At 65.6% G+C, this 24847-nt stretch carries 26 protein-coding genes and 2 pseudogenes; 13 read left to right on the forward strand and 15 right to left on the reverse strand.

The features are described 5' to 3' along the window. Positions 1 to 2: 2 nt before the first annotated feature. Complete coding sequence (locus tag AADZ55_RS17870) at positions 3 to 908, reverse strand: alpha/beta fold hydrolase (RefSeq protein WP_085325667.1); 906 nt, start codon at positions 906 to 908, stop codon at positions 3 to 5. Positions 909 to 1052: 144 nt separating this feature from the next. On the opposite strand from AADZ55_RS17870, the gene AADZ55_RS17875 reads away from it, so the two are divergent. Beyond that, on the forward strand, positions 1053 to 1640 hold the full coding sequence (locus AADZ55_RS17875) for a TetR/AcrR family transcriptional regulator (protein ID WP_119184998.1): 588 nt from the start codon (positions 1053 to 1055) through the stop codon (positions 1638 to 1640). On the opposite strand, the gene AADZ55_RS17880 is transcribed toward AADZ55_RS17875, so the two are convergent. Beyond that, positions 1597 to 2118, reverse strand: a complete 522-nt coding sequence (locus AADZ55_RS17880) for a VOC family protein (protein ID WP_085325666.1) — start codon at positions 2116 to 2118, stop codon at positions 1597 to 1599. The genes AADZ55_RS17875 and AADZ55_RS17880 overlap by 44 nt on opposite strands. 97 nt (positions 2119 to 2215) lie before the next feature. On the opposite strand from AADZ55_RS17880, the gene AADZ55_RS17885 reads away from it, so the two are divergent. Further along, complete coding sequence (locus AADZ55_RS17885) at positions 2216 to 3388, forward strand: amidohydrolase family protein (RefSeq protein ID WP_085325665.1); 1173 nt, start codon at positions 2216 to 2218, stop codon at positions 3386 to 3388. After that, complete coding sequence (locus AADZ55_RS17890; protein WP_085325664.1) at positions 3385 to 4248, forward strand: alpha/beta fold hydrolase; 864 nt, start codon at positions 3385 to 3387, stop codon at positions 4246 to 4248. Before AADZ55_RS17885 ends, AADZ55_RS17890 begins: the two co-directional genes overlap by 4 nt. Here the strand turns inward: AADZ55_RS17890 and gnd are convergent. Together gnd and AADZ55_RS17900 are read right to left on the reverse strand one after the other, a co-directional pair. Continuing rightward, positions 4245 to 5267, reverse strand: coding sequence for a phosphogluconate dehydrogenase (NAD(+)-dependent, decarboxylating) (gene gnd / locus AADZ55_RS17895; RefSeq protein WP_085325663.1), 1023 nt, complete (start codon positions 5265 to 5267; stop codon positions 4245 to 4247). The genes AADZ55_RS17890 and gnd overlap by 4 nt on opposite strands. Positions 5268 to 5281: 14 nt before the next feature. After that, positions 5282 to 6691, reverse strand: a complete 1410-nt coding sequence (locus AADZ55_RS17900; RefSeq protein ID WP_085325734.1) for a glucose-6-phosphate dehydrogenase — start codon at positions 6689 to 6691, stop codon at positions 5282 to 5284. A 124-nt stretch (positions 6692 to 6815) separates the two neighbouring features. On the opposite strand from AADZ55_RS17900, the gene AADZ55_RS17905 reads away from it, so the two are divergent. Continuing rightward, positions 6816 to 7643, forward strand: coding sequence for an adenylate/guanylate cyclase domain-containing protein (locus tag AADZ55_RS17905; RefSeq protein WP_085325662.1), 828 nt, complete (start codon positions 6816 to 6818; stop codon positions 7641 to 7643). On the opposite strand, the gene AADZ55_RS17910 is transcribed toward AADZ55_RS17905, so the two are convergent. Further along, a complete protein-coding gene (locus AADZ55_RS17910) occupies positions 7601 to 7801 on the reverse strand; it encodes a hypothetical protein (RefSeq protein ID WP_207569106.1) in 201 nt (66 codons plus the stop codon). The genes AADZ55_RS17905 and AADZ55_RS17910 overlap by 43 nt on opposite strands. A gap of 33 nt (positions 7802 to 7834) precedes the next feature. Here AADZ55_RS17910 and AADZ55_RS17915 point away from each other — a divergent pair, with 33 nt between their 5' ends. Next, entirely contained in the window at positions 7835 to 8527 is a 693-nt protein-coding gene (locus AADZ55_RS17915; RefSeq protein ID WP_207569105.1) for a guanylate cyclase, read from the forward strand. Positions 8528 to 8689: 162 nt separating this feature from the next. Here the strand turns inward: AADZ55_RS17915 and AADZ55_RS17920 are convergent, their stop codons facing one another. Next, positions 8690 to 9226 (reverse strand): peptidoglycan endopeptidase, encoded by a 537-nt coding sequence (locus AADZ55_RS17920; protein WP_423202405.1) that lies wholly within the window; start codon positions 9224 to 9226, stop codon positions 8690 to 8692. Positions 9227 to 9477: 251 nt separating this feature from the next. Here AADZ55_RS17920 and AADZ55_RS17925 point away from each other — a divergent pair, with 251 nt between their 5' ends. Next, complete coding sequence (locus AADZ55_RS17925) at positions 9478 to 11010, forward strand: HNH endonuclease signature motif containing protein (protein WP_341286222.1); 1533 nt, start codon at positions 9478 to 9480, stop codon at positions 11008 to 11010. A gap of 78 nt (positions 11011 to 11088) precedes the next feature. Here the strand turns inward: AADZ55_RS17925 and AADZ55_RS17930 are convergent, their stop codons facing one another. The 6 genes and pseudogenes from AADZ55_RS17930 to ychF form a co-directional block, all read right to left on the reverse strand. After that, complete coding sequence (locus AADZ55_RS17930) at positions 11089 to 11436, reverse strand: GNAT family N-acetyltransferase (protein WP_165759449.1); 348 nt, start codon at positions 11434 to 11436, stop codon at positions 11089 to 11091. Between the two features lie 16 nt (positions 11437 to 11452). Further along, the gene (locus AADZ55_RS17935) at positions 11453 to 11665 is read right to left on the reverse strand and encodes a HigA family addiction module antitoxin (RefSeq protein WP_242670350.1); all 213 of its coding nucleotides are present in this window, start codon (positions 11663 to 11665) and stop codon (positions 11453 to 11455) included. A gap of 76 nt (positions 11666 to 11741) precedes the next feature. Continuing rightward, the gene (locus AADZ55_RS17940) at positions 11742 to 11987 is read right to left on the reverse strand and encodes a type II toxin-antitoxin system RelE/ParE family toxin (RefSeq protein WP_085327120.1); all 246 of its coding nucleotides are present in this window, start codon (positions 11985 to 11987) and stop codon (positions 11742 to 11744) included. 34 nt (positions 11988 to 12021) lie between these two features. Continuing rightward, complete coding sequence (locus AADZ55_RS17945; RefSeq protein ID WP_085327113.1) at positions 12022 to 12345, reverse strand: putative quinol monooxygenase; 324 nt, start codon at positions 12343 to 12345, stop codon at positions 12022 to 12024. A 62-nt stretch (positions 12346 to 12407) separates the two neighbouring features. Continuing rightward, positions 12408 to 13651 (reverse strand): annotated as a pseudogene (locus AADZ55_RS17950) (serine hydrolase domain-containing protein). A 382-nt stretch (positions 13652 to 14033) separates the two neighbouring features. Then, a pseudogene (gene ychF / locus AADZ55_RS17955) lies at positions 14034 to 15124 on the reverse strand (redox-regulated ATPase YchF). 141 nt (positions 15125 to 15265) lie between these two features. Between ychF and AADZ55_RS17960 the strand changes: the two are divergent. After that, positions 15266 to 16486, forward strand: coding sequence for a DUF6542 domain-containing protein (locus AADZ55_RS17960; RefSeq protein ID WP_085327111.1), 1221 nt, complete (start codon positions 15266 to 15268; stop codon positions 16484 to 16486). A gap of 17 nt (positions 16487 to 16503) precedes the next feature. On the opposite strand, the gene AADZ55_RS17965 is transcribed toward AADZ55_RS17960, so the two are convergent. Continuing rightward, positions 16504 to 17511: a 4-hydroxy-3-methylbut-2-enyl diphosphate reductase gene (locus AADZ55_RS17965; protein WP_085327119.1), complete on the reverse strand. Its 1008-nt coding sequence runs from the start codon at positions 17509 to 17511 to the stop codon at positions 16504 to 16506. Positions 17512 to 17620: 109 nt separating this feature from the next. On the opposite strand from AADZ55_RS17965, the gene AADZ55_RS17970 reads away from it, so the two are divergent. From AADZ55_RS17970 to AADZ55_RS17990, 5 genes are all read left to right on the forward strand, one after another. Further along, a complete protein-coding gene (locus tag AADZ55_RS17970; protein WP_085327110.1) occupies positions 17621 to 18262 on the forward strand; it encodes a lipid droplet-associated protein in 642 nt (213 codons plus the stop codon). Between the two features lie 27 nt (positions 18263 to 18289). Beyond that, a complete protein-coding gene (gene xseA, locus AADZ55_RS17975; RefSeq protein WP_085327109.1) occupies positions 18290 to 19534 on the forward strand; it encodes an exodeoxyribonuclease VII large subunit in 1245 nt (414 codons plus the stop codon). Further along, on the forward strand, positions 19524 to 19790 hold the full coding sequence (locus tag AADZ55_RS17980; protein ID WP_085327108.1) for an exodeoxyribonuclease VII small subunit: 267 nt from the start codon (positions 19524 to 19526) through the stop codon (positions 19788 to 19790). The genes xseA and AADZ55_RS17980 overlap by 11 nt, the downstream gene beginning before the upstream one ends. 75 nt (positions 19791 to 19865) lie before the next feature. Beyond that, complete coding sequence (locus tag AADZ55_RS17985) at positions 19866 to 20996, forward strand: 3-beta-hydroxysteroid dehydrogenase (RefSeq protein ID WP_085327107.1); 1131 nt, start codon at positions 19866 to 19868, stop codon at positions 20994 to 20996. 65 nt (positions 20997 to 21061) lie between these two features. Next, positions 21062 to 22219, forward strand: a complete 1158-nt coding sequence (locus AADZ55_RS17990; protein ID WP_085327106.1) for an AI-2E family transporter — start codon at positions 21062 to 21064, stop codon at positions 22217 to 22219. Here the strand turns inward: AADZ55_RS17990 and AADZ55_RS17995 are convergent. Further along, positions 22200 to 22997 carry a dienelactone hydrolase family protein gene (locus tag AADZ55_RS17995; protein WP_085327105.1) on the reverse strand — a complete coding sequence of 266 codons (798 nt, stop codon included), beginning with the start codon at positions 22995 to 22997 and terminating at the stop codon, positions 22200 to 22202. The two genes, AADZ55_RS17990 and AADZ55_RS17995, sit on opposite strands and share 20 nt — an antisense overlap. Before the next feature lie 25 nt (positions 22998 to 23022). After that, the gene (locus AADZ55_RS18000) at positions 23023 to 23679 is read right to left on the reverse strand and encodes a DUF4245 domain-containing protein (RefSeq protein ID WP_085327104.1); all 657 of its coding nucleotides are present in this window, start codon (positions 23677 to 23679) and stop codon (positions 23023 to 23025) included. A gap of 81 nt (positions 23680 to 23760) precedes the next feature. On the opposite strand from AADZ55_RS18000, the gene glpX reads away from it, so the two are divergent. Next, on the forward strand, positions 23761 to 24846 hold the full coding sequence (glpX, locus tag AADZ55_RS18005) for a class II fructose-bisphosphatase (protein ID WP_119185078.1): 1086 nt from the start codon (positions 23761 to 23763) through the stop codon (positions 24844 to 24846). Position 24847: the final 1 nt, after the last annotated feature.

A 24847-nucleotide genomic window follows, 5' to 3' on the forward strand; every position in this document is an offset into this window, starting at 1 on the left:
CTTCAGCCGGGCGAGCCGATGAACGCCAGGATCAGTTCGGCAACCGTGTCCGGCCGCTCGAGCTGCAGGAAGTGCCCGGCGTGCTCGACGATGACCACGTCACTGCCGGCGGGCAACACCCTTGCTGTCCAGCGCGCGAAAGCCGGTGTCAGGCAACCGTCATCGCGGCCGTGCAGGTACAAGCTCGGCAATGTCGGCGGCTCGGTCCAGCGCCGGTTCAGTTCGGCGTACCGCGCCGGTGGCCGGGTGTTGCGGATGGTGGCCCGGTAGGGTCCCAGCGCCGCCCGCCAGCTCTCCGGCGTCCCGATCGCGGCGTCGACGTGACGCAGATCCTCGTCGGCTCGATACCCCGGCGACCACCGTTTCCACAGCAGTGGCACCACCCAGGAAGCGGATCGTTCCGGCAACCACGGCAACTGGAAGTAGCTGATGTACCAGCTACGCAGCAGCTGATGCGGCAGCTCGCGGACCAGCCGGCCCCGATCGCGCAATTGGCCCAATCCGCGGAAGGCCGCGGCCGGCGGCACCGACATGATCACCGCCTTGTTGAACGGGCCAGCGGGCATTGCGGCCAAACCGGTGGCAGCAATCGCGCCCCAGTCGTGGCCGATCACCACATCGCGCTCGGTGCTTCCCGCGGCCGAGTGCACCCGCAACGCGTCGTCCATCAGGGCGCCGACGTGATAACTACCGTCGGCGGGAATCGACGACGGCGCGTACCCCCGCATGAACGGTGCGACCACCCGCCAGCCAGATTCGGCCAGCCGGGGAGCGATTAGGCGCCACCCATAGGCGGTGTCGGGGAAGCCGTGCAGGCACAACGCGATCGGGGCGTCGGTCGGCCCCCAGGTCAGCGCCTTCAGGTCACCGCCGGGTCCTCCTACGTCGATCCAGCGTGGTTCATGCATCGCGACACACCTTGCCGACTCGGGATGTCGGCTTGTCCAGAGTTGGCCCGAAGGCGGCGGCGATGTCGCGTGAAGTCCCCACGGTGACAGTCTGGTCGGCGAACACCGGAGCGGGCAATCCGGCACACCCGTTAGCTTCTAGGTATGCCGACCTCCGCGCAGGCCCACCGCTGGGCCAAGACCGGCGCCACCCAGCGGCGGATTCTCGACGCAGCTACTGAGGTTTTCGCAACCAAAGGTTTCACCGCGGCGACGATTGCCGATGTGGTGGCCGGCTCCGGCGCCAGCATCGGCAGCATCTACCACCACTTCGGCGGCAAGAGCGAGCTGTTTTCGGCGATTTTCGAGCAACTGGCCGACGCCGTCGATCGCGGCATCGAGGCGGCGATGCAGCAAGCCAGCGACCGGGTTGATCCGCGGCGGGTATTCGAACTCCACGTACGGGCCTACCTCGAGGCGATCTTCGAGAACCGGCGCCAGGCCAGGGTGCTGTCGTCCGGCGACACGCCAGCCGGGTTCGAGACCGCCCGGCGCAGCCGCATGACCGCCGCCTTTCGCCGCTGGATGGCGGTGCTAAACCTGGACACGTCGCTGCGCGGACAACTCCTGAGCCGCATATTGGTGGCCACCATGGCCGAGTCCTCGCTCATGGTGGCGGCATGCGAGCACCCCGAGGATGTGCCGCCGATCATAGACGCGACGATCGAATGGATCGGCCGGCTTGTCGAGTGAGCTCAGACACCGACTGCGCCGCCTGCTCCAGTTCGGCCACGACGATCTTGCGCATCCCGAGCATCGCGCGGGTGGCCGCGGCGACACGGGCGGAATCCGGATCTCCGATCAACTCGTAGAGCCGGTCCGGGACGATCTGCCAACTCAGACCGAAGCGGTCCTTGAGCCAACCGCACTGCGATTCCTCGCCGCCGTCGACCAACCGGTCCCAGTAGTAGTCGACCTCCTCCTGGTCCTTGCAGTGGACCGTGAAGGACACCGCCTCGGTGAATGAGAATTCCGGGCCGCCGTTGATCGCGATGAACCGGGTGCCGTCCAGCACGAAGGTGCCGGTCAGCACCGAACCCGGCTCGCCCGGTCCAGCGTCGGTGTACCGGGTGAAGCCCTCGATGTGCGAGTTCGGGAACACCGAGGTGTAGAACTCCGCCGCCTCCTGAAGGTTTCGGTCGAACCACAATGCGGGCGTGATCGGTGGCATGGATACCTCCTGGTTCCTTGGGTCTGCACTTTGATAGACCCCGGCGCCGGCGGGAACTCACCGTTGACAGTAATAGAATCTAATTCTAGTATTTGGCATGGCCATGCCCATCGCGCCTGCGACACCGCTCAAGCTCTGGGCCAACTCGGGTGACTCCCACTTCATCGAGCCGGCCGATCTGTGGCGGTCGCGGCTGCCGATGCGGCTGGCCGAGCGGGTGCCACGAAGCAAGAAGGATCCCGACGGCCGCTGGGAGACGATCCACGTCGACGGCCAGGTGTTCCGCCGCCGGCTACCGAGCATCGCCCAGGCAGAATTCTTCGAGACGACGGTCGCCGCGCCCGGATCCCGCGACGTCAGTCAGCGGCTGGCCGACCTCGACGACGAAGGCATCTGGTCGGAACTGGTGTTTCCGTCGCTGGGCATGTGGTCCAGCTCGTTTCGCACCCCGGAGCTGTTGCGCGAGGCGATGCGGGTATCCAACGACTGGGCGGCAGAAACGATCATGGACCGCTCAGCGCGGCTGATCCCCACCGCGCAAGTGTCGACACTTGATATCGACGATGCGATCGACGAGCTCAAGCGTTGCGGTGCAATGGGTTTCAAGGCGGTGTTTCTTCCGGTCACCCCGCATCCCGCGCAGCACGACTACCACCGGGACGACTGGGAGCCGTTCTGGGCCACCGCGGAGGACATCGGGATGGTGATCGCTTTCCACATCGGCACCGAGCCAATCGATTTCGCCGCGGGCAATTCCATCGGGGTGACCTACCACGGCCCGGGCGGCGCGGTGCTCAACTACACCGAGACGTCCTTCGGCGGCCAGCGCGCGGTGGTGAAGCTGGTCGCCTCGGGCGCGCTGGATCGGCATCCGAACCTCAAAGTGCTGGTAGCCGAGGGCGGCGCGACGTGGGTACCGTTCATCGCCGACCGGATGGAGGAGGGTTACCGGCAACACGCAATGGTGGTGCGGCCCAAACTCAAACGCAGCCCACGGGATATCGTCTACACGCAGGTATACGCATCGTTCCAGCATGACTCGTCGGCGATCGCGGCGATGACCTCGATGGGTTTCAACAACGTCCTCTGGGGCAGCGACTACCCGCACATCGAGGGCACCTTTGGCCACACCCAGGCGACGTTGCACCAGCTGTTCGATGACGTCGACCAAGCCACCCGGGACCGCATCCTGGTCGGCAGCTTCACCGAGCTGTTCCCCGATGCCCCGCCGCCGCCCCTAACGCCAACCACGTGGTTGCAGGACGGATGAACGCCATGAGCAGCAACCCCCGAACGGTCGAGTTTTCCGGTGCCGACGGGATCACCCTGGTCGCCGACGAATGGAACCGCGGCGGCACTGCGGCGGACCGCCCGACAATCCTGATGCTGCACGGTGGGGGCCAGAACCGGTTCTCCTGGAAAAACACCGGTCAGATCCTGGCTGACGAGGGGTACCACGTCGTCGCGATCGACACCCGCGGACACGGTGACAGCGATCGCGCACCTGACGCGGATTACGCCGTCGAGACGCTGACCGCCGATGTCATGCACGTGCTCGCTGCCATCGGCCGGCCGGTGGTGCTCATCGGGGCGAGCATGGGCGGGTTGACCGGCATCCTCGCCGCCCACCAAGCCGGCCCGGAACGGGTGCTCGCCCTGGTGCTCGTCGACGTGGTGCCGCGATTCGAGAAGGACGGCAGCGCCCGCATCCGCGAGTTCATGTTCGGCAACATCGACGGCTTTGACTCGCTGGATCAGGCCGCCGACGCCGTTGCCGCCTATCTGCCGCACCGGAGGCGGCCACGCAGCCCGGAGGGCCTGAAGAAGAACCTGCGCTTACGGGACGGACGCTGGTATTGGCACTGGGATCCGGCCTTCATGACCAAACCCGCCGACGACCCCGAACTGCGCACCGAAAAGTTCGAGCAGGCGGCCAAGCGCCTGACGGTCCCCGTCTTGTTGATTCGCGGAAAGCTGTCCGACGTCGTCAGCCCCGAAGGCGTCCAGGATTTCCAGGCGAAGGTACCGGGCGCGGAGTTCGTCGAGTTGCCCGACGCCGGACATACCGCGGCCGGTGACGACAACGACGCCTTCAGCGCTGCGGTGGTCGCGTTCGTCGAGCGGACTTAGTTGGCTGGTTTCTCCGCGTGTCCGCCGAATTGCTTGCGCATCGCCGAGAGCGCCTTGTTGGCAAAGTCATCGAGGTCACGTGAGGCGAACCGGGACTGCAGCGCGGTCGTCAGCACCGGCGTGGGCACTCCCTCGTCAATCGCCGCGATGGACGTCCACCGCCCCTCCCCGGAGTCGGAGACCCGCCCGGAAAACTCCTGCAGCTCCGGCGATTCGTGCAGCGCGATCGCGGTCAGATCCAGCAGCCAGGAGCCGATGACGCTGCCCCGTCGCCACACCTCGGCGACATCCGGGATGTCGAAGTCGTACTGATAGCACTCGGGGTTCGACAGCGGCGCGGTCTCGGCGTCGCCCTTGCGCACGCGGGTGCCGACATCGGCATTGCGCAGAATGTTCAAGCCCTCCGCGAGCGAAGCCATCATGCCGTACTCGATACCGTTGTGCACCATCTTGACGAAGTGCCCCGCCCCGGACGGTCCGCAATACAAATAGCCCTGCTCCGATTGCGCGACCTCGCCGTCTCGGCCCGGGGTACGCGGGGCCGCTCCTACCCCCGGCGCGACGGTGGCGAAGATCGGCTCGGCGTGCGCGAACGCGTCCTGGTTCCCGCCGATCATCAAGCAGTAACCCCGCTCCCGGCCCCACACGCCGCCACTTGTCCCGCAGTCCAGTAGATGAATCCCCTTATCGGACAACAGCTTTGCGTGGCGTAGGTCGTCGCGGTAGTACGAGTTGCCGCCGTCGATCACAATGTCGCCGGAGTCCAGTGTCGTGGCCAGCGCCTCGATCACCCCGGTGGTGATGTCGCCCGCGGGCACCATCACCCAGACGACTCGCGGCGCGGCGAGTTTGTCGCACAGCTCAGCCAGCGAGGACACCCCGCTCGTCCGGTCCTCACCGGCCATCGCCGTGACCGCGTCGGGGTTGTGGTCGTACACCACGCACTCGTGTCCGCCTTCGACCAAACGGCGGACGATGTTGGCGCCCATCCGGCCCAGACCGATCATCCCTAGCTGCATCTTCTGGTGTCTCCTTACTGTCCTGCGCCGGTGCCGCGGGGCAGCCACGGCTGTTGCCAATTGTGGTGACCGCGCAGCAATGACTTCGCGGCTTCGGGGCCCCAGGAACCGCGGTCGTATTGATGGATTTCACCGGGGTTGTCCAGCACCGGCTGCACGATCCGCCAGGTCTGTTCGATGCTGTCTTCCCGGGCGAAAAGCTGGTGATCGCCGGTCAGCCCGGCGTACAGCAGCCGTTCATAGGGTCGGATCGGTTCACCGAGGTCCTCTGCGAACGACGAGTCGAGGTGAACGTCTCGCCATGAGCCGCCGACTTGGGCTGACAACTGCAGGCGCATCCCCGGATCGGGGTCGATGCGCAGCACCAGCTGGTTCGGCTCGGCCGGCCGCCGGTTGGGCAGGAAGCCCAACGCGGGAACCCGCCGCAGAAATAACCGAACCTCAGTGACCTTCTCCGGCAACGCTTTTCCGGCCCGCACGAAGATCGGCACCCCCGCCCAGCGCCAGTTGTCAATCTCGGTCCGCAACGCGATAAAGGTCTCGGTTGCTGAATCGCCGGCCACCCCGGCAACGTCGGTATAGCCGCGGTACTGACCACGCACGCACCGCGTCGGATCCAGCGGCGACATCGCGCGGAAAACCTCGGCCTTCTTGTCGTTCAGGTCATCGGCGCTGGGACCGACCGGGGGGTCCATCGCCACCAGCGCCAGCACCTGCAGCAAATGGTTTTGCACGACGTCACGCACGGCGCCCACCGCGTCGTAGAATCTGCCGCGGTCCTCGACACCAAAGTCCTCGGCCATGGTGATGTGGATCTCCGAAACGCTGTTGCGGTCCCACAACTCGGCGAGCGCCTGATTGGCGAAGCGCAGGTATTCGAGCTCGACGACGGGCTGCTTGCCCAAAAAGTGGTCCACGCGCAGGATCTGGTCTTCGGCAAGCACCGCACGCAACCGGGCATTGAGTTCGCACGCCGACGCCAGATCGTGGCCGAAGGGTTTCTCCACCGCGACCCGGGCGCGGTCCAGCAGGCCGGTTCTCGAGAGGTTCTCGACGATGGGCGCGAACAGCGCCGGCGGCATTTCCAGGTAGTACAACGGACGGTGACCCGAACCGATCCGCTCCGCCAGCGTGGCGTAAAGCTCGGCCTTGGTGACATCACCGGATAGGTAGGACAACCGGCCGGCCAGCCGGTCAAAGACCGCGTCGTCGATCTTCTCGCCGCACCCGCCGATGGACTCCCGCGCCCGCTCGACCAGCTGCTCGACGGACATATCGTCACTGGCCACACCCAGGATCGGGCAAGCCAACAGCTCACGACGCTCGAGACGGTACAACGCGCGGAAGGTCATCTTGCGGGCCAGATCACCGGTAATTCCGAAGATCACCAACAGATCCGAGGCGCTACCTCCGCCGTCGGCCAAACCCCTACCTCCACCGATGCTTATCGACTCGATCACTTGAGATTTGCTTCCCCGCGACGGCCGAACTCAACCCTAGACACTGCGTATCGGCCCGACAAGGTCGGCCCATCTCATCCTTGACAGGATGTCTGGCATGGGCGATGCGATCCAGCTCGCGCTCTACCTCCTGGCCGGGATTGCGGTCGTCGAAGCCGGTGGGATCGCGGTGCTGTGGCGGCTGCTGAACCGCAGTCGCCGAGAGGCCGAGGAACTGCGACAGCGGGCCGACGGGCGCAATTGGCTACTCTCCAGCGGGCGTGAAGCCGTCAAGACGGTGTGGCAGACCGCGAACCTGATCAGCAAAGAGGGCTTGGGCGCGGCGGTGCGCAGTTCGATCGAAGACCTCGCCGATTGGGCCGAGGTCGAGCGGCCCGACCTGGCCCGGGTCACCCCGGACGGCCGGGTGGTGATTCTGTTCTCCGACATCGAGGAATCCACCGCGCTGAACGAACGGATCGGCGACCGCGCCTGGGTCAAGCTGATTGGCAGGCACGACAAGCTGGTCCATGATCTCGTGCAGCGCTGGTCCGGGCACGTCGTGAAAAGTCAAGGCGACGGATTCATGATCGCTTTCGCCCGTGCCGAGCAGGCGGTGCGGTGCGGTATCGACGTCCAACACGCGCTACGCAAGAATGCAAAGCGCAAGCGCCAGAATGAAATTCGGGTGCGTATCGGCATCCACATGGGCCGCTCGGTGCGCCGCGGCGACGATCTGTTCGGCCGCAACGTCGCCATGGCTGCCCGGGTAGCCGGGCAGGCCGCCGGGGGCCAGATCCTGGTGAGCCAACCGGTGCGAGACGCCGTCAACGACTGCGACGACATCAGTTTCGACGAGGGCCGCGACGTCGAGTTGAAGGGCTTCTCGGGCAGCTATCGCTTGTACGCGGTCGGCACCGACCCCGATCTGGACTGATGACCCTCGTCGGATTCGGCCAACCGCTGATGCAGCCGGGCCCGGACCTCGTCGGCGGTGTAGGCACGTCGTTTCCGTTGATCGCGGACCACCAGCGCGCCACCCGCGACGACGCCGGCGACACCGGCCAGCCCGAGCCACTTCCACATACTGCCCATGATGGACAGGCTAGCTCTGCCTACAGTGCTGGGGTGGACTCCAGCACGCTAACCCTGGACCAAGCGCTGAACGAAACCCGCACCGGCGACCTCTGGCTGTTTCGCGGCCGTTCACGTCCGGACCGCGCCATCCAGGCGCTGACGAACAGCCCGGTGAACCACGTCGGCATGACGGTGGCCATCGACGACTTGCCGCCGCTGATCTGGCATGCCGAACTGGGCGACAAACTCGCCGACCTGTGGACGGGCTCCAATCACCGCGGGGTGCAGCTCAACGATGCCCGCCAAGCCGTCGAGCAGTGGATGCAGCGCTACCACCAGCGGTGCTGGCTGCGTCAGCTGACGCCACACGCCACCCGCGAACAGGAGAACGAACTGCTGCGCGTGATCGCGCGGATGGACGGCACCCCATTCCCCGCTACCGCGCGTCTCACCGGCCGTTGGCTGCGCGGCCGACTCCCGACCGCCTACGATTGGACACGCGGAATCCCGTTGGTAGGCAAGAAGGTTCGCGAGTCGACGCAGCGACGTAAAGAGCGGCAAAAGGTCAGCCTGGAAGCGGCATACTGCGCGGAGACGGTGGCGATCACGTACGAGGAAATGGGTTTACTCGCCACGGAGAAGTACTCGAACTGGTTCGACCCGGGCTCGTTCTGGAGCGGTGACACGCTGCCGTTGGCGGCGGGTTTTCAGCTGGGCGACGAGATCGCGGTTGTCCTCGATTAGTCGACCGACACTTCCGCCAGCTGCGACGTTCGCCCACAACTTGCCTCGGTGAACGACTCGACGAATCCCGCCAACCATATATTTGCGGCCACTCCCGTATCGCATTGTGATTTGCCCCACAATTGTGATTCATATCGCAAAATATCGCCGCACGAAGATCTGTTATGCATCCGCAATTGTTCGGTCGGCAACGGGGTCCGAATTGGGCGCCGAAACCGGCATTTCCGGATCCATATCGCCGACCGGAGGCGGCATATGTCCGTCAGGCCCGTCGGCGACCATGGGCAAGTACATGTGGTGAGTGAATTGAGCCTGGTAGGCACCCCCGCCACCGACACGCACTCCACCGCCTTCGCCACTGGATACGGGAGTCCCATCGGGCAAGGTCACCGCCGTGTGATGACCATTCCACCCGATCACCAAGGCATTGGGAGCGGTTCCATACTGAAATCCGCGAGACGCCAGAGCGGCTTCTTCGTCGCCGGTGTCGAACCTATCTCCGAAAATCGGTCGGTCGGTTGCCGCATTCGATACCCAGGAAGCCAGCCCGGAACAGTCGGTCCCGGCCGGTGAATCTCCACCGGGGATATACGGAGTTCCGGCGACTTGATTTATCAGCGTCAACAGCGTTGCAAGAGCAATCATGCGCAGGGACGCTACCAACAATATCCCTAGGAAATCAAAATTAGTGTTGTCCATCACGCGCAATTTGCATAATGGATGTGAATTGCATATACAGCAAAATAGTCACGCGGAAGTCTATAGGTTGCAACGGAAATGCATGATCCAGTCCAGTCGATGTCACAGACTTGCCGCTTCTCTTAGGGCTAGGAGGTCGAGGAAGGGACTCGACTAGCACGAGTCGCGCGGCGGCCCGCACCGACGGCACGATGCGGTCCTTCCTCGGCCGCGAAATGCGCGAGTCAGACGAGTCTGGTAGTATCGAACGTATGTTCGACGCGACGGGTCCTCGATCCCGGGCGGCGGTGATCGCCTTCTTCGACGAGCTCTTCGAACGGCACTATCCCTCCACCACCGCGGAATCGGCGGAGTTGGTGGATCACATCTGCGCGTTGGCGCGGATACAGAACCGGGCCGCCGCCGCGCAACTGAGCGTGATCGGGCAGTTGTTCGGCTACCGGCTCTCGCGCTGTTCGGACACCGAGGACTGGGCCATCGATACCGAGGAGGCGGTGGCCGCCGAGGTGGGCGCCGCACTGCGGATCAGCCAAGGACTGGCCGCCCACCGGCTGCGCTACGCCCGCGCCATGCGCGAACGACTCCCGAAGGTGGCCGCGGTATTCCGCACCGGTGACATCGACTTCCGGATGTTCCAAACCATCGTGTACCGCACCGATTTGATCACCGACCGCGACGTGCTGGCCGCCGTGGACGCCGAACTGGCCGTCAAGGTGGCGCGCTGGCCATCGATGACCCGCGCCCGGCTAGCTGGGCAGATCGACAAGATCGTGGCGAAAGCTGATGCGGACGCGGTGCGCCGGCACACCAAGAATCAGACCGACCGCGAGATTTGGATCGGGGAGAACGAGGGCGGGATGTCGGAGATTCATGGCAGCCTGTTCACCCCCGACGCCACCGCCCTCGACAAGCGGTTGACCGCGGTGGCGGCCACCGTGTGTGAGCATGATCCGCGCAGCCGTGAGCAGCGCCGCGCCGACGCGTTGGGGGCGCTGGCCGCCGGGGCCGACCGGCTGGGCTGTCGCTGCGGGCGCACCGACTGCGCCGCCGGCACACGCCCGCCCGCCACGCCGGTGGTGATCCACGTGATCGCCGAACAGGCCAGCATCGACGGGCGCGGCACCACCCCGGCCTCCCAGGTCGGTGCCGAGGGGCTCATCACCGCCGACCTCGTGGCGGAGTTGGCCGCCTCGGCCAAGCTGGTGCCGCTGATCCACCCCGGCGATGCCGCACCCGAACCCGGCTACCTACCGTCTAAGGCGCTGGCCGATTTCGTGCGCTGCCGGGATCTGACCTGTCGCTGGCCGGGCTGTGACCAACCCGCCACCAACTGCGACGTGGACCATACGATCCCCTACGCCGACGGCGGACCCACCCATGCGGCAAACCTCAAGTGCTACTGCCGAACCCACCACCTGATCAAAACCTTCTGGGGCTGGCAGGACAAGCAACTACCCGACGGCACCCTGATCCTGACCTCCCCCGCCGGCCACACCTACGTCACCACCCCCGCCAGCGCGCTGCTATTCCCCAGCCTGTGCCGAGCCACCGGCGCCATCCCGTCACCCGAAGCCGACCCACCACCGGGCTACTGCCCCGAACGCACCGCCATGATGCCCAGGCGGCGCCGCACCCGCACCCAAGACCGCGCCCACCGCATCGCCACCGAACGCCGCCACAACCACCACGCCCGCACGGTTGCCCGCACCGCCCCACAAGCCGAGTGCCCCAGCTACACCGGCCCCGCCCCACCCCACACCGACGACGACCCACCACCGTTCTGACCTGGACTCCCCAGTCGCTACGCGTTGAACCGGAATTCAACCGGATTACCGCGTCGAGAAACTTGGAGCGCCGATGACTCAGCGGACTTCCCGCAGCATGACACCGTTGTCCGCACCCTCGACCGGCACGAATCCCAGAGATCCATAGAGCGCCATCGCTCTCGCATTCCCCGGCTCGACAGACAGGCTCATTCGGTGGACGCCTCGCTCGGATGCGCGGTCGAGTAGCTCGCCCATGACTGCCCGGCCGATTCCCCGGCCTCGAAGCCCCGGCGCAACCCACACACTGGACTCCGGCGTATGCGCGTCGACGAAGCCATAACCGGGGTCGGATGCAGGTAGGTAGAGCGCCCATGCCGCCGCAACGGTCCGGTCGCCGTCGACGGCGACCACCCCGAAATCTCCGCGGGCACCCGATATGTCCACGTCAGGGACTGGTCCGTCATGCGGCCTGCAGCGGAGTGATCGCCGCGATCTGCTCGGCAGCACGGTCCTCGGCCAAGTCGAGGTCGTAGCGCGCCTGAAGGTTCAGCCAGAACTGCGCCGATGTGCCGAAGTACTTTCCGAGCCGCATGGCCGTGTCCGCGGTGACCGCTCGCTTTCCGTGGACGATCTCGTTGATGCGAGGTGGTGGCACGCCAATCGACACGGCCAGCTATTTCTGCGTGATGCCGAAACCCTCGGTGAAGTCCTTCAAGAGGACTTCACCGGGGTGGATGGGCGCAATCTTGTCAGTGGTAGTCAACTATCTCCACCTCCTCCGGCCCGGCGTCGGTCCACACGAAGCAGATCCGCCACTGGTCATTGATCCTGATGCTGTGTTGTCCGACTCGATCGCCTTTCAGCGCCTCGAGTCGATTGCCGGGCGGTACCAGAGTTCGTCGAGGGCCTCTGCGGCCTCCACTTGATCGAAGCTTGCGCAACGCGACCCGATTAATCCGCGGATCGATCGAGGGCACACACGGCCGAGCTTGCAGGTCAGTCGGGCTGGGGCAACTCGCTAAGTCGCGGTTAGTCGACCGACATCTCCCCCATTGCCGACCACCCGAGCGCGTCGATCGTCTGACTGATGATCTTGGGCGTGGACACCAGTGCCTGCGGCAGTTCCCGCATCGCGTGCTTGAAGTGATCGCTGTTGACGTGGACGCCGCCCGCCTCGCCGTCACGGAACGCTTCGACGAGTACGTACTCCGCCGGGTTATCCAGGCTGCGCGACCACTCGAACCACAGGTTGCCCGGTTCGGCGCGAGTGGCGGCGGTGAACGGCCCCACCAAATCCGGCCAGCGATCCGTCCAGTCGGGTTTGGTTTCGAACTTGACGACGATGAAGATCATTGCCGTGACGATACGCGGCTAAGCGGTCCGCAAACCGGTCGTCACCCGGGACCGGACAACGCTCATCTTGTGGTCGTCGGAGTCGGTGGTGCCTCCAGCGACAAGCCGGCGTAAATCTCGTCGAGAACTGCGCGTGTAATGGCTTCCGCCGTCATCTTGCCCTCTGGCGAAAGAGACAGATTCGTCCAAACGACCAGCGTGACATCGTTATCCGGGTCGTAACCCATGAACGAGTTGAACCCCGGAAGTTCTCCCATGTGGTAGTAGATCGCGACATTCGGGCCGAAGCGCTGGTATTGGATCCCGTACCCATAGTTCTGCCCATTGGGCTTGGCCGGATCCTCGGCCTGCAGGCTCGTCAACCACTGGTGTTGGTAGTCGGCGTTGAAGACCTTGCCCGAGACGAGCGCCTTTATCCACCTCCCCAGATCGCCGTCCGTGGAGATCGCTGCCCCGGCGGTGTTGGCCCAAGATGGGTTCTGGTTGGTGTAGTCGATCGGCTGCAAAGGTCCCGCCCGTGCGGCGGCCTGCAGATCAGCGGGATACGGCTCGTCAGCGAGCACGTAGCTGCTACCGCCGTACGAGTAGCCATGTGAATAGGGAGCCGGAATGGCGGTGTCATCGGCGGCGGGAAGCGACGTCTGGGTCAGACCGACCGGACCAAACAACCGATCCCGCAACTGCTCGGCCAGTGGGCGCCCACCGACCTTCTCGGCGATCAGACCCAACAAACGTAGTTGGTGTTGTCGTACTCGTGGGACGCGTCGGGCGCGAACTGCGGCGGATGCCGAAACGCAATCGCCAATAGCTCCTGCGGCGTCCAGACCTTGCCCGGCTGGGCATCCATCGCGGCCGCTAACGCGGGGTCGGCGGTGTAGTTATAGAGGCCACTGCGCATCTTCAAAAGCTCACCGACAGTGATGTTCTCGCCGTTGGGCACATCTGGAACGTAGGCCGAGACCGAGTCGCTGAACTTCAGCTTGCCGTCCTGAGCCAGCAGCACGACCAGCGCCGCCGTCATAGTCTTGGTATTCGGGCCGATCCGGAAATGAGTGTTCGCATCCGGCGGTAGCTGCGCGCCGAGTTGGGTCGTACCGACCCCCACGTTGAATTCTCCCTGCGGCGTGCGCAGCCACACCATCGCCCCGGGAACCTTCAGCCGGTGCGCGGCGGCATCGACGACGGCCTGAAAACTCTTGAGCTCGATGGTCTTCAACGCCGAATTACGCGGCTTGGAACTGATCGCGGTCGTCACGCAGCTCGCGATCAACACGGCGACGCACGCCGCGAACGCAGCGACACGCATGGGACGCAGCCCGCCAAAACGAATCGCCATCACTGCCACCACCTTAGTTTTGCGCTTCGCCTGCGATACCGATCACGGGTCGGCAGAGCCGAGGTCGCAGCTTAGCCGTCACGGCCGCTAGCACGAATCAACAGCACAGCTTGCCCCTCGGTGGACGGCGCACGGCTAGCCCAACGCGTCGCCGGTCCGCCTGACGCGATCGCTGTTGACGTACACGAGTTCTGCTGGCTGGTTCAGGTCACGCGACCAGCGTCGACACCGCCAGCCGGCATCGCGTACCGCTGCGGTGGCCAGCCGGCGCGAGACGAAACACGCGCACCGGCAACACGGGCGCCGTCAACATCGGCAACTTCAACTCGGGCGTCGGAAAACCGGGCCTGCGCTACTTGTTCGGCTTCGTTGTTGCTCCATGCCGGAACTCCACCACGTCCCCGTCGGCCATCGCGTAGTCCTTGCCTTCCATCCGAACCTTGCCGGCCGCTTTGGCCGCCGCCATCGACCCGGCGGCGACGAGGTCGTCATAGGACACGACCTCGGCTTTGATGAAGCCCTTCTCGAAGTCGGTGTGGATCACCCCGGCCGCCTTGGGCGCGGTGTCGCCCTGGTGGATGACCCACGCCCGCGCTTCCTTCGGGCCCGCGGTCAGAAAGGTCTGCAGCGCTAGCGTGTGAAAGCCGGCTCGGGCCAGCGCGTCGAGCCCCCGCTCGGTTTGCCCGATCGACTCCAGCAGTTCGGCGGCCGACTCGTCGTCGAGTTCGGCCAGCTCCGACTCGATGGCGGCGTCGAGGAACACCGCGTCCGCCGGCGCGACAAGCCGGCGCAGCTCGGCGACCCGCGCAGTGTCGGTCAGCACCGCCTCGTCGGCATTGAACACATATAGGAACGGCTTGGTGGTCAGCAGGTTGAGCTCTCGTAGCGGGCCGGTATCCACCCCCGCGCCGAATAGCGTCTGGCCCGAGTCGAGCAACTCTTGGGCGGCCAATGCCGCTTCATAGACCGGTTTGCGCTCCTTGTTGTTGCGAGCTTCTTCTCCAGCCGGCCCACGGCGCGCTCCAGGGTTTGCAGGTCGGCCAGGATTAACTCGGTTTCGACGACCTCGATATCCGACTTGGGATCGACCGCTCCGGAGACATGCGTCACGTCGTCGTCGGCGAACACCCGTACCACCTGGCAGATGGCGTCGCATTCACGAATGTGGGCCAGAAACTTGTTGCCCAGCCCGGCCCCCTCGGACGCCCCCTTGACCAGTCCGGCGATGTCCACGAACGTCACCGGCGCGGCGACGATGCGTTCCGATCCGAACAGCTCCGCCAGCTTGGCCAACCGTGGATCGGGCAATGCAACGACGCCCTCGTTCGGCTCGATGGTCGCAAATGGATAGTTCGCCGCCACCACGTTGTTTCGGGTCAACGCGTTGAACAGAGTCGACTTGCCGACATTGGGCAGACCCACGATTCCCAGGCTCAGGCTCACAGGGAGCCAAGTCTAAAGGCGAGGCCGGTGCGGCGGCCGGGCGCCGGCGCCCGATCGCCCGGGCAAGTGACGTATGGCACGCCCGCTGCGGCTAGGTGGGCATTTACGCGTCTTTGGCGTCATTGCCGGTACGGTCGACATGTGTCAGTGCAGCGGGCGAGGTCAGCGGTGGAAGCAAGTCACCGCTCGATCCACCCCAATATCCCAGGTGTGCCGTGGTGGGCTGCCATCCTGATCGCAACCACCGCGACGGCCGTGGGGTACGCAATCGACGCCGGATTGGGCCACAAGGAGCTAACCAACATCTTCGCCGGCTGCTACATAGCCGGGTGCTTGGCGGCGGTGCTGGCCGTGCGGCAGTCGGGCGTGTTCACCGCGGTCATCCAGCCACCACTAATACTTTTCTGCGCAGTGCCCGGCGCCTACTGGCTATTCCACGGCGGCAATATCGACAAAATCAAAGACCTGTTGATCAATTGCGGCTATCCGCTCATCGAGCGTTTCCCGCTGATGCTCGGCACCGCCGGCGGCGTGCTGCTGGTCGGGCTGATCAGGTGGTATTTCGGGATGACGCACCGGACCGGAGTAGCCGCGAAAGCCACCGACGGCGCGGCCAGCACCCCGCGAACGTCCCTGTTCGACAGCATCGCCGCGAAACTCAGCTCACTTCTGGCCAGCGATTCCGACGACGACGCCGACGGGGCTGCCACCACCGACCCCCAGCCGGCCACCGGGCTCGGCCAGCGCCCAAGGAGCAACCGGGCGGCCCGCGGCAGCCGGTCGGCCAAGCGCCCTACCCAAACTCGCTCGCGGCGGGCCCGACCCGCATCGGAAGACAAGCACGAACCCACCGCCGAGCGTTCCCGCCGGCAACAAAGTCGCAGCGGCGCGGCGTCGGTCCGCGACGCCGACGCTGCCGACCGTCGATCGCGCCGCCGCCCCCGGCCGCAGAGCGATCCGGACCTGCGCGCGCAGCCCCCGCGGGAAATGCGTCGAGACCCGCATCCGCGCCGCAATCCCCACGAGCGGCCCGAGCCGCGCAGCAGCCGCTTCGATCCCTACGAGATGTACGAGCCGCCCGAGCGTTCCGACCGGTTCAACCGGTACGAGCGCTACGGACCTGCCTACGATCCCTATTCGCCATACGAACGCAACGAGCCCCCCTACGAACCCCCGCACCGGCGCGCCGCACCCCCCGGCCCCAACGGCGGCAACCCGACGCATCATCCGATCTCGCGCGTCCGCTATCGGACGTCAGCCCCACGAGACGAAGCTCGAGGCGAGCCACGCCCGGATCGACGCAGTCGATCGCGGGCAACGCAACGCAGACCCCCGGCCGAATCCTGGGAATACGACATTTGAGCGGGAGCGGAAACACCTCAGCGAGGTGACCGGATCTCTCGGGGCAACGCGAACACCAGCGTCTCGTTGGCCGTTGTCACCGGCTGCACGATGTCGTAGCCGCACTCGGCCAGCCGTTCCAGCACGCCGCGTACCAGCACCTCCGGGACCGACGCGCCGGACGTGACGCCGACCGTGGTGACGCCCGCAAGCCACGCCGGGTCGATATCGTCGGCCCAGTCCACCAGCTGAGCCGCCCGCGAGCCGGCACCGAGCGCCACCTCGACCAGCCGCACCGAGTTCGACGAATTGCGGGAGCCGACGACGATCACCAGCTCACACTCGGGCGCCATCGCCTTCACGGCGACCTGCCGGTTCTGGGTCGCATAGCAAATATCGTCGCTGGGCGGATCCTGCAGCTTCGGGAAACGCCGACGCAACCGCTCGACGATCTCCATGGTCTCGTCGACGGACAGGGTGGTCTGCGATAGCCACACCACCTTGTCCTCGTCACGAACCGTCACGTGCTCGACGGATTCCACCCCGTCCACGAGTTGCACATGATCGGGAGCTTCCCCGGCAGTACCGACGACTTCCTCGTGGCCCTCATGACCGATCAGCAGGATGTCGTAGTCGTCACGGGCGAATCGCCTGGCCTCGTTGTGCACCTTGGTGACCAGCGGACAGGTGGCGTCGATGGTCTGCAAGTTGCGTTCGGCCGCGGCCGTGTACACCGAGGGTGCGACCCCGTGCGCGGAGAACACCACGATCGCTCCCTCGGGAACCTGGTCGGTCTCCTCGACGAAAACCGCGCCGGCCTGGGCCAGCGTGTCAACCACGTGCCGGTTGTGCACGATCTCGTGGCGTACGTAGACGGGTGGGCCATGCTTCTGCAGCGCGCGTTCGACCGTTTCGACGGCCCGGTCCACTCCCGCGCAGTAGCCCCGCGGTTCGGCCAGCAGGACCCGCTTACGGTTGGGGTTGTCGGCTATCCAACTCCCGGATTTCGAAGTCCCGGGAATCCCCACGTCGACAGTCGGCGGCATGACATTCAGGGTACTTTCCGCCGGCCTGATGAGCACATGGCCCGAATATGGTCGAGCCACCTCGCGCCGTTGGCTTGGAGTTAGCCGCTGCTTGAGGCAGTCTTGGACCATGGCTACTGCACCGTACGGGGTTCGGCTATTGGTCGGCGCGGCGACAGTCGCCGTCGAGGAGACCATGAAGCTGCCACGCACCATCCTGATGTATCCGATGACCCTGGCCAGCCAGGCGGCGCACGTCGTGATGCGATTCCAGCAGGGCCTGGCCGACCTGGTTATCAGGGGCGACAACACCCTGGAGACGCTGTTTCCGCCGAAGGACGAGAAGCCGGAATGGGCAACATTCGACGAGGATTTGCCCGACACACTGGACGGGCCTTCGATTCCGTTGCCCGGTTTGCCGGGTGCCAGCGACGCCCAGGACAATGACCGCCGGGCCGACGGACGGTTTGCCTTGTACTCGGTATCCGATACAGCGCAGACAACGACCGCGTCCCGGGCCGCCGATCCGGCGCCCCAGTCCAGAACCGCCAAGAACCCCAGGAATTCGGCGGCCAAGCCGACGGTTCCGGCGCCTGCGGTGGCAGCCGATCTCGACTATCAGGCACTGACGCTGGCCCAGCTGCGAGCCAGACTCCAAACACTCGATGTCGCCGACCTCGAGGCCCTGCTGGCCTACGAGCAGGCGACCAAGGCCCGCGCCCCGTTCCAGACGCTGCTCGCCAACAGGATCACCCGCGCGACCGCGAAGTGACCCGAGGTTCGGCGCAGCTTGAACTCGATGGGGAATTCTGCCGAGAACCCGTTCCCGGTTCGTGCGGTGGCAATCCGGGTCGCCGGCTGGATCGACAAACTCGGCACGGTCTGGGTAGAAGGGCAATTGGCCCAGATCACGATGCGCCCAGACGCTAGGACGGTGTTCATGGTGCTGCGCGACCCGGCAGCCGACATGTCGCTGACCGTGACTTGTTCCCGCGACCTGGTGCTGGGCGCGCCGGTGAAGCTGGCCGAAGGCGTTCAGGTTGTGGTCTGCGGCAAGCCCTCGTTCTACACCGGACGTGGCACATTCTCCTTGCGGCTCAGCGAGATTCGCGCTGTCGGCATCGGCGAACTGCTGGCACGCATCGACCGGCTGCGCCGGCTGCTGGACGCCGAGGGACTCTTCGACCCACGGCTCAAGCGACCGATCCCGTTCCTGCCCAACATGATCGGTCTGATCACCGGTCGCGCGAGCGCCGCCGAGCGTGACGTGACGACGGTGGCTGCCGCGCGCTGGCCCGCGGCGCGTTTCGCCGTCCGCAATACCGCGGTGCAGGGTCCCAACGCCGTCCCGCAGATCGTCGAGGCGCTGCGCGAGCTCGATCGCGACGAGGACGTCGACGTGATCGTGCTGGCCCGGGGCGGTGGCAGCGTCGAGGACCTGCTGCCGTTTTCCGACGAGACGCTGTGCCGTGCGATAGCGGCCTGCCGTACGCCGGTGATCAGCGCGGTCGGTCACGAACCCGACAATCCGCTGTGCGATCTGGTCGCCGATCTGCGCGCCGCCACCCCCACCGACGCCGCCAAGAAAGTGGTCCCCGATACCGCGGCCGAGCGGCGGCTGATCGACGACATGCGCCGGCGCAGCGCCCGGGCACTGCGCAACTGGGTTTCCCGCGAGCAACGCGCCCTCGCCCAGTTGCGCAGCCGCCCGGTGCTGGCCGATCCGATGAAGATGGTGACGGTGCGCGGCGAGGAAGTACACCGGGCCCGCTCGGCGCTACGTCGCGACATCACCCGGATGGTCGCCGCCGAGACCGAACGCGTCGGTCATCTGGCCGCGCGACTGGCAACCTTGGGTCCGGCGGCCACGCTCGCCCGCGGCTACGCCGTCGTGCAAACCGTTGCACAGCCGGTTCCGGCGGGCGGGTCCGAACCACAGGTGCTGCGGTCGGTCGACGACGCACCGGCAGGCACCAGGCTGCGCGTGCGGGTTGCCGACGGCGCATTAACGGCGGTAAGTGAAGGACGAACCGATGGCCCCTGACCCCAACGGCACCGATGAAAGCCGTACCCACCCCATTACGCCCATTAGTCAGCTTGGCTATGAGGCGTGCCGGGATGAGCTGATTGAAGTGGTGCGGCTGCTGGAACAGGGCGGGTTGGACCTCGATGCGTCGCTGCAACTGTGGGAACGGGGGGAGCAACTCGCGAAAAGGTGCGAGGAGCACCTCGCCGGCGCACGCCAGCGGGTGTCCGATGTGCTGGCCGCCGGGGATGCCCCAACCGCCGAGGCAAACTGACGCGAACTGACCCGGCAACCTTCAGACGCCCGTCTGCGCCGGCAATTTTTTTCCAAACTGGAACACGTTTTAGTTATGCTTCGCCGCATGGGTGATGCATCACTGACAACCGAACTCGGCAAGGTCTTGGTCACCGGCGGCGCGGGCTTCGTCGGCGCCAACCTGGTGACGACCTTGCTCGACCGCGGGCACCAGGTGCGCTCCTTCGACCGCGCCCCGTCGCCGCTGCCCCAGCATCCGCAACTGGAGGTGCTGCAGGGGGACATCACCGACGCGGACGTCTGTGCCGCGGCCGTGAACGGCATCGACACGGTCTTCCACACCGCGGCGATCATCGAGCTGATGGGCGGCGCGTCGGTCACCGACGAGTACCGCAAGCGCAGCTTCGCGGTCAACGTGGGCGGCACCGAGAACCTGGTGCACGCCGCACAGCGGGCCGGGGTGCAGAGGTTCGTCTACACGTCCTCCAACAGCGTGGTGATGGGTGGCCAGAACATCGCCGGTGGCGACGAGACGATGCCCTATACCAACCGGTTCAATGACCTCTACACCGAGACCAAGGTGGTTGCCGAGCGATTCGTGTTGGCCCAGAACGGTGTTGACGGCATGCTGACGTGCGCGATCCGGCCCAGCGGCATCTGGGGAACCGGCGACCAGACGATGTTCCGCAAGCTGTTCGAAAGTGTGATCAAGGGCCACGTCAAGGTGCTGGTCGGCCGCAAGTCGGCCCGGCTGGATAACTCCTACGTGCACAATCTGATTCACGGGTTCATCCTGGCCGCTCAGCATCTGGTGCCCGGCGGCACCGCGCCCGGTCAGGCCTACTTCATCAACGACGCCGAGCCGATCAACATGTTCGAGTTCGCCCGGCCGGTGGTCGAGGCGTGCGGGCACTCCTGGCCGCGGATGCGGATTTCTGGCCCCGCGGTCCACTGGGTGCTGACGGGGTGGCAGCGGCTGCACTTCCGGTTCGGGTTTCCCGCGCCGCTGCTCGAGCCGCTGGCCGTGGAGCGGCTGTATCTGGACAACTATTTCTCGATCGCCAAGGCACGCCGCGACCTGGGTTATCAGCCGCTGTTCACCACCCGGCAGGCGCTGACCGAATGCCTGCCGTACTACGTGGGTCTCTTTCAGCAGATGAAGAACGAGGCCCGGGCGGCCAAAAGCGCCGGCGGCACGAAGCCGGCGGTCAGCGGGCCACGGTAGCAGGGCCAAGCGACCCTATTAGGGTTGCGCTCAACATCGAGGCGGAGGGCGGCCCGGTCCGGCGCATGAACACCGAATTCACCCTCACCCAGAAGCGCGCCCTCGCGGTCTTCACGCTGATTGCGTTGTTATTTGGCGCGTACTTCCTGCGCGGCTATTTCGTCCTCATCGTGGTCGCCGCGGTCGGAGCGTACTTGTTCACGCCACTGTTCAACTGGTTCAACAAGCGTCTCAACACCGGCTTGTCGGCCACCTGCACCCTGTTGTCGGCGCTGGCCATCGTTATCGTGCCGGTTGGACTCTTGGTGGGCCTCGCGATCGTTCAGATTGCCCGTATGGTCGAAAACGTCGCCGAATGGGTGAAGGCGACCGATCCGAGCCGGCTTGGCGACAGGGTCCTGCAACTCGTCAACGACCTGCTGGACCAAGTGCCGTTCGTCCACCTAACTGTCGACGCGGAGATGCTCCGAAAAGCGATGATCTCCGTAGCACAGACCGTTGGGCAGTGGTTGCTGCGTCTCCTGCAGGACACCGCGGGAAGCGTCGCCGGCGCCATCACGTCGGCCATCATCTTTCTGTACGTGTTTGTCGCACTGCTGGTGAACCGCGAGAAACTACGGACCTTGATCGCCCAGCTCAACCCGCTCGGCGAAGAGGTCACCGACCTGTACTTGCAGAAGATGGGCTCGATGGTCCGCGGCACCGTGAACGGCCAGTTCGTCATCGCGGCGTGCCAGGGGGTCGCCGGTGCCACATCCATCTACATCGCCGGATTTCACCACGGCTTCTTCATCTTTGCGATCCTGCTCACCGCGTTGTCGATCATTCCGCTCGGCGGCGGGATCGTGACGATTCCGTTTGGCATCGGGATGATCTTCTTCGGCAATATCCCCGGTGGCGTGTTCGTGGTCCTCTGGCACCTCGTGGTGGTCACCAATATCGACAACGTCTTGCGACCGATCCTGGTGCCGCGCGACGCTCGGCTGAACTCGGCGCTGATGCTGCTGTCGGTGTTCGCGGGCATCGCCATGTTCGGCCCGTGGGGCATCATCATCGGTCCGGTGCTGATGATCCTCATCGTCACCACCATCGACGTATACCTTGCGGTGTACCAGGGCGTCGAACTCAAACAGTTCGAACAAAAACCCCTCCGCCGCAAGTGGTTCCCCCGCCGAAGTGGAAATTCGGCCACGAACGCCGCGGCTAAAACAACCGCCGAGTGAGGAACTCAACCACCCGTTTACGGGCCTCGTAGGCGGGTTGGCCGTCGACCTCGCGCACCTCGTCGGTCAGCACGGAGTGTGCCATCCGACCGAAGCCGTATTCGTTGCCGGGAGCCGAGTTGATTTCGATGACCTCGAACGCGTCACCGAGCCGCTGCTTGAGCGTCTGGAACCGTTCGCGCGGCGCCATCCTATCCTCGCTGAACCGCAAGCCCATAGCGCACAAGCCCTCGTTGGCGCACCGATCGGCGACGGCCGACAACTCGGATTCGCTCAGCCCCGGATCGCGGCGCCGCGCCGATGTCAGCGGCAACGGTACCGAGGGCTGACTGAGCACCGGCGCCAAGACACTGTCGTCGACGGCGGCGGCAAGTGCGAAACCTCCGGTGAAGCATTGGCCGATCACGCCGACGCCCTTGCCCGGTGTCGAGGCGTTGAGGTCACGCGCCAGCGCGCGCAGAAACGATGACACCGGTCGCTGCTTGTTGGTGGCAAACGCCGCGAATTCCCTTGCCACACAGGCCCGGGCAATCTCGACCGCGGCGTATCCAACCGTCACCGGCTTGCCCGGCTCGCCAAACAGCGACGGAATGGCCACGGTGAAACCGTTGTCCACCAGGTGATTACCCAGCGCCAGCACACCGGGATGGATGCCCGGTATCTCCGGGATCAGCACCACTGGCGGACCCGTGCCCTTGCGATAGACATCGTGGGTGTAGCCGGCACCGCTGAACGGCGCCGCCGTCCAGCCGGTCAGGTCTGCTTCGGGTGCGTTCATGACATCCCGTCCATGGTGCTGGTGGCTATTTTGCTGGGAGGGGCGGCTGCGACTGAGTGGCCGACGCCAGCGTGCGGAACTGATCGGCGCTCCCGGCACCGGTGATCGCGATCTGGGTGGCACCGCCCGGACCGGCGAGCCTGGTGGTCCACACCGGCTCGGCGGCCGCGCCGCGTTGCTCGGCGCCCTCATAAACGACCCAGTTGGTACCGTCCACGTCGACCGTTCCGGTGGGGTACATAGACGTTTGGCCGGGATGGATGGATCCGATCAGCTTGTCCTCATCGGCGTTGCTCTGGGTCAGGCTCAGATACAACCCCGTCGGGCTGATGAATCCCACCGTCGAGGTAGCCGCGTTGCGCCGCTGACCGGTTGCGGGATCCGTTCGTCCGTTCTCGATACCCGCGCGACTGCCGGAGTTGGGCGTCCAACCCGCCGGCAACTGCGGCAACCGGATCGGGAATCCCAGTGTCTTGGCGTCTGCCCGCAACGCCGCGGCCGCATTGTAGGACGGAATCGGTCCCCGGTGCGTCCTACCGAGCTGGAACGAGCACATCCCAACCATTCCCGCCAGCAGGATGCAGCCAACCACCAGCGGCGCGAGTGACCAGAACATGTCGCGACCGTCCTGCAGCAACCGTGGTTTGGCCGGCCTAGGGGTCGGCTGCGGCTCTACGGTCACTTGTCCAGTATCGCAGGCCAATATCACAGGCCAGCATCCCAGCTCCAGCGCAAACTTCCGCCTCTGGGACAATCACCAACCATGGCAGCTGAGGGATCCGGTTCGGCACCGACCGTCGTCGCGGGCCGCGACGCGTCGTACCCGCGCTCGCGGGGTGAAGCCCCAGACCGCAACCTGGCAATGGAACTGGTGCGGGTCACCGAGGCCGGTGCCATGGCCGCGGGTCGCTGGGTGGGTCGGGGTGACAAGGAGGGCGGCGACGCCGCGGCCGTCGACGCGATTCGCGAACTGGTGAACTCGGTCTCGATGCGTGGTGTGGTGGTCATCGGCGAGGGCGAAAAAGACCACGCGCCGATGCTCTACAACGGCGAGGTAGTCGGCAACGGCGATGGTCCGGACTGCGACTTCGCCGTCGACCCGATTGACGGCACCACGCTGATGAGCAAAGGCATGCCCAACGCCATCTCGGTGCTGGCGGTGGCCGATCGCGGCGCGATGTTCGACCCGTCGGCGGTGTTCTACATGAACAAGATCGCCGTCGGGCCCGATGCCGCACACGTGCTGGACATCACCGCGCCGATCGCCGACAACATCCGGGCGGTAGCCCGGGTCAAGGGCTTTTCGGTGCGCGACATGACCGTCTGCATCCTGGACCGGCCCCGCCACGCCCAGCTGATCGAAGACGTCCGGGTAACCGGGGCGCGGATCCGGCTGATCACCGACGGTGATGTCGCCGGCGCAATCTCGGCCTGCCGACCCGAATCGGGCACCGACATGCTGGCAGGGATCGGCGGCACCCCGGAGGGCATCATCGCCGCCGCGGCGATCCGCTGCATGGGCGGGGCGATCCAGGCGCAGCTGGCGCCCAAAGACGACGCGGAACGCCGCAAGGCGCTCGACGCCGGCTACGACCTCGATCAGGTGTTGACCACGGAGGACCTGGTTTCGGGCGAGAACGTCTTCTTCTGTGCCACCGGGGTTACCGACGGCGACCTGCTCAAGGGGGTGCGCTACTACCCCGGCGGCTGCACCACCCAGTCCATCGTGATGCGTTCCAAATCGGGCACCGTGCGGATGATCGAGGCCTACCACCGGCTCTCGAAGCTCAACGAATACTCCGCCATAGACTTCACCGGCGACAGCACCGCCGCATATCCCCTGCCATAAA

The organism is Mycobacterium decipiens (assembly GCF_963853665.1).
Lineage (GTDB): Bacteria > Actinomycetota > Actinomycetes > Mycobacteriales > Mycobacteriaceae > Mycobacterium > Mycobacterium decipiens.

Excerpts from the sequence above, each read along its gene's own strand:
- AADZ55_RS17995 (WP_085327105.1), bottom strand. The coding sequence starts at position 22,997 with ATGAACGCACCCGAAGCAGACCTGACCGGCTGGACGGCGGCGCCGTTC.
- AADZ55_RS17880 (WP_085325666.1), bottom strand. The coding sequence starts at position 2,118 with ATGCCACCGATCACGCCCGCATTGTGGTTCGACCGAAACCTTCAGGAG.
- AADZ55_RS17905 (WP_085325662.1), top strand. The coding sequence starts at position 6,816 with ATGTCTGGCATGGGCGATGCGATCCAGCTCGCGCTCTACCTCCTGGCC.
- AADZ55_RS17885 (WP_085325665.1), top strand. The coding sequence starts at position 2,216 with ATGGCCATGCCCATCGCGCCTGCGACACCGCTCAAGCTCTGGGCCAAC.
- xseA (WP_085327109.1), top strand. The coding sequence starts at position 18,290 with ATGGGGAATTCTGCCGAGAACCCGTTCCCGGTTCGTGCGGTGGCAATC.
- glpX (WP_119185078.1), top strand. The coding sequence starts at position 23,761 with ATGGCAGCTGAGGGATCCGGTTCGGCACCGACCGTCGTCGCGGGCCGC.
- AADZ55_RS17870 (WP_085325667.1), bottom strand. The coding sequence starts at position 908 with ATGCATGAACCACGCTGGATCGACGTAGGAGGACCCGGCGGTGACCTG.
- AADZ55_RS17985 (WP_085327107.1), top strand. The coding sequence starts at position 19,866 with ATGCTTCGCCGCATGGGTGATGCATCACTGACAACCGAACTCGGCAAG.
- AADZ55_RS17890 (WP_085325664.1), top strand. The coding sequence starts at position 3,385 with ATGAACGCCATGAGCAGCAACCCCCGAACGGTCGAGTTTTCCGGTGCC.
- AADZ55_RS17920 (WP_423202405.1), bottom strand. The coding sequence starts at position 9,226 with ATGGACAACACTAATTTTGATTTCCTAGGGATATTGTTGGTAGCGTCC.
- AADZ55_RS17910 (WP_207569106.1), bottom strand. The coding sequence starts at position 7,801 with ATGGGCAGTATGTGGAAGTGGCTCGGGCTGGCCGGTGTCGCCGGCGTC.
- AADZ55_RS17970 (WP_085327110.1), top strand. The coding sequence starts at position 17,621 with ATGGCTACTGCACCGTACGGGGTTCGGCTATTGGTCGGCGCGGCGACA.
- AADZ55_RS17965 (WP_085327119.1), bottom strand. The coding sequence starts at position 17,511 with ATGCCGCCGACTGTCGACGTGGGGATTCCCGGGACTTCGAAATCCGGG.
- AADZ55_RS17925 (WP_341286222.1), top strand. The coding sequence starts at position 9,478 with ATGTTCGACGCGACGGGTCCTCGATCCCGGGCGGCGGTGATCGCCTTC.
- AADZ55_RS17945 (WP_085327113.1), bottom strand. The coding sequence starts at position 12,345 with ATGATCTTCATCGTCGTCAAGTTCGAAACCAAACCCGACTGGACGGAT.
- AADZ55_RS17990 (WP_085327106.1), top strand. The coding sequence starts at position 21,062 with ATGAACACCGAATTCACCCTCACCCAGAAGCGCGCCCTCGCGGTCTTC.
- AADZ55_RS17980 (WP_085327108.1), top strand. The coding sequence starts at position 19,524 with ATGGCCCCTGACCCCAACGGCACCGATGAAAGCCGTACCCACCCCATT.
- AADZ55_RS17875 (WP_119184998.1), top strand. The coding sequence starts at position 1,053 with ATGCCGACCTCCGCGCAGGCCCACCGCTGGGCCAAGACCGGCGCCACC.
- gnd (WP_085325663.1), bottom strand. The coding sequence starts at position 5,267 with ATGCAGCTAGGGATGATCGGTCTGGGCCGGATGGGCGCCAACATCGTC.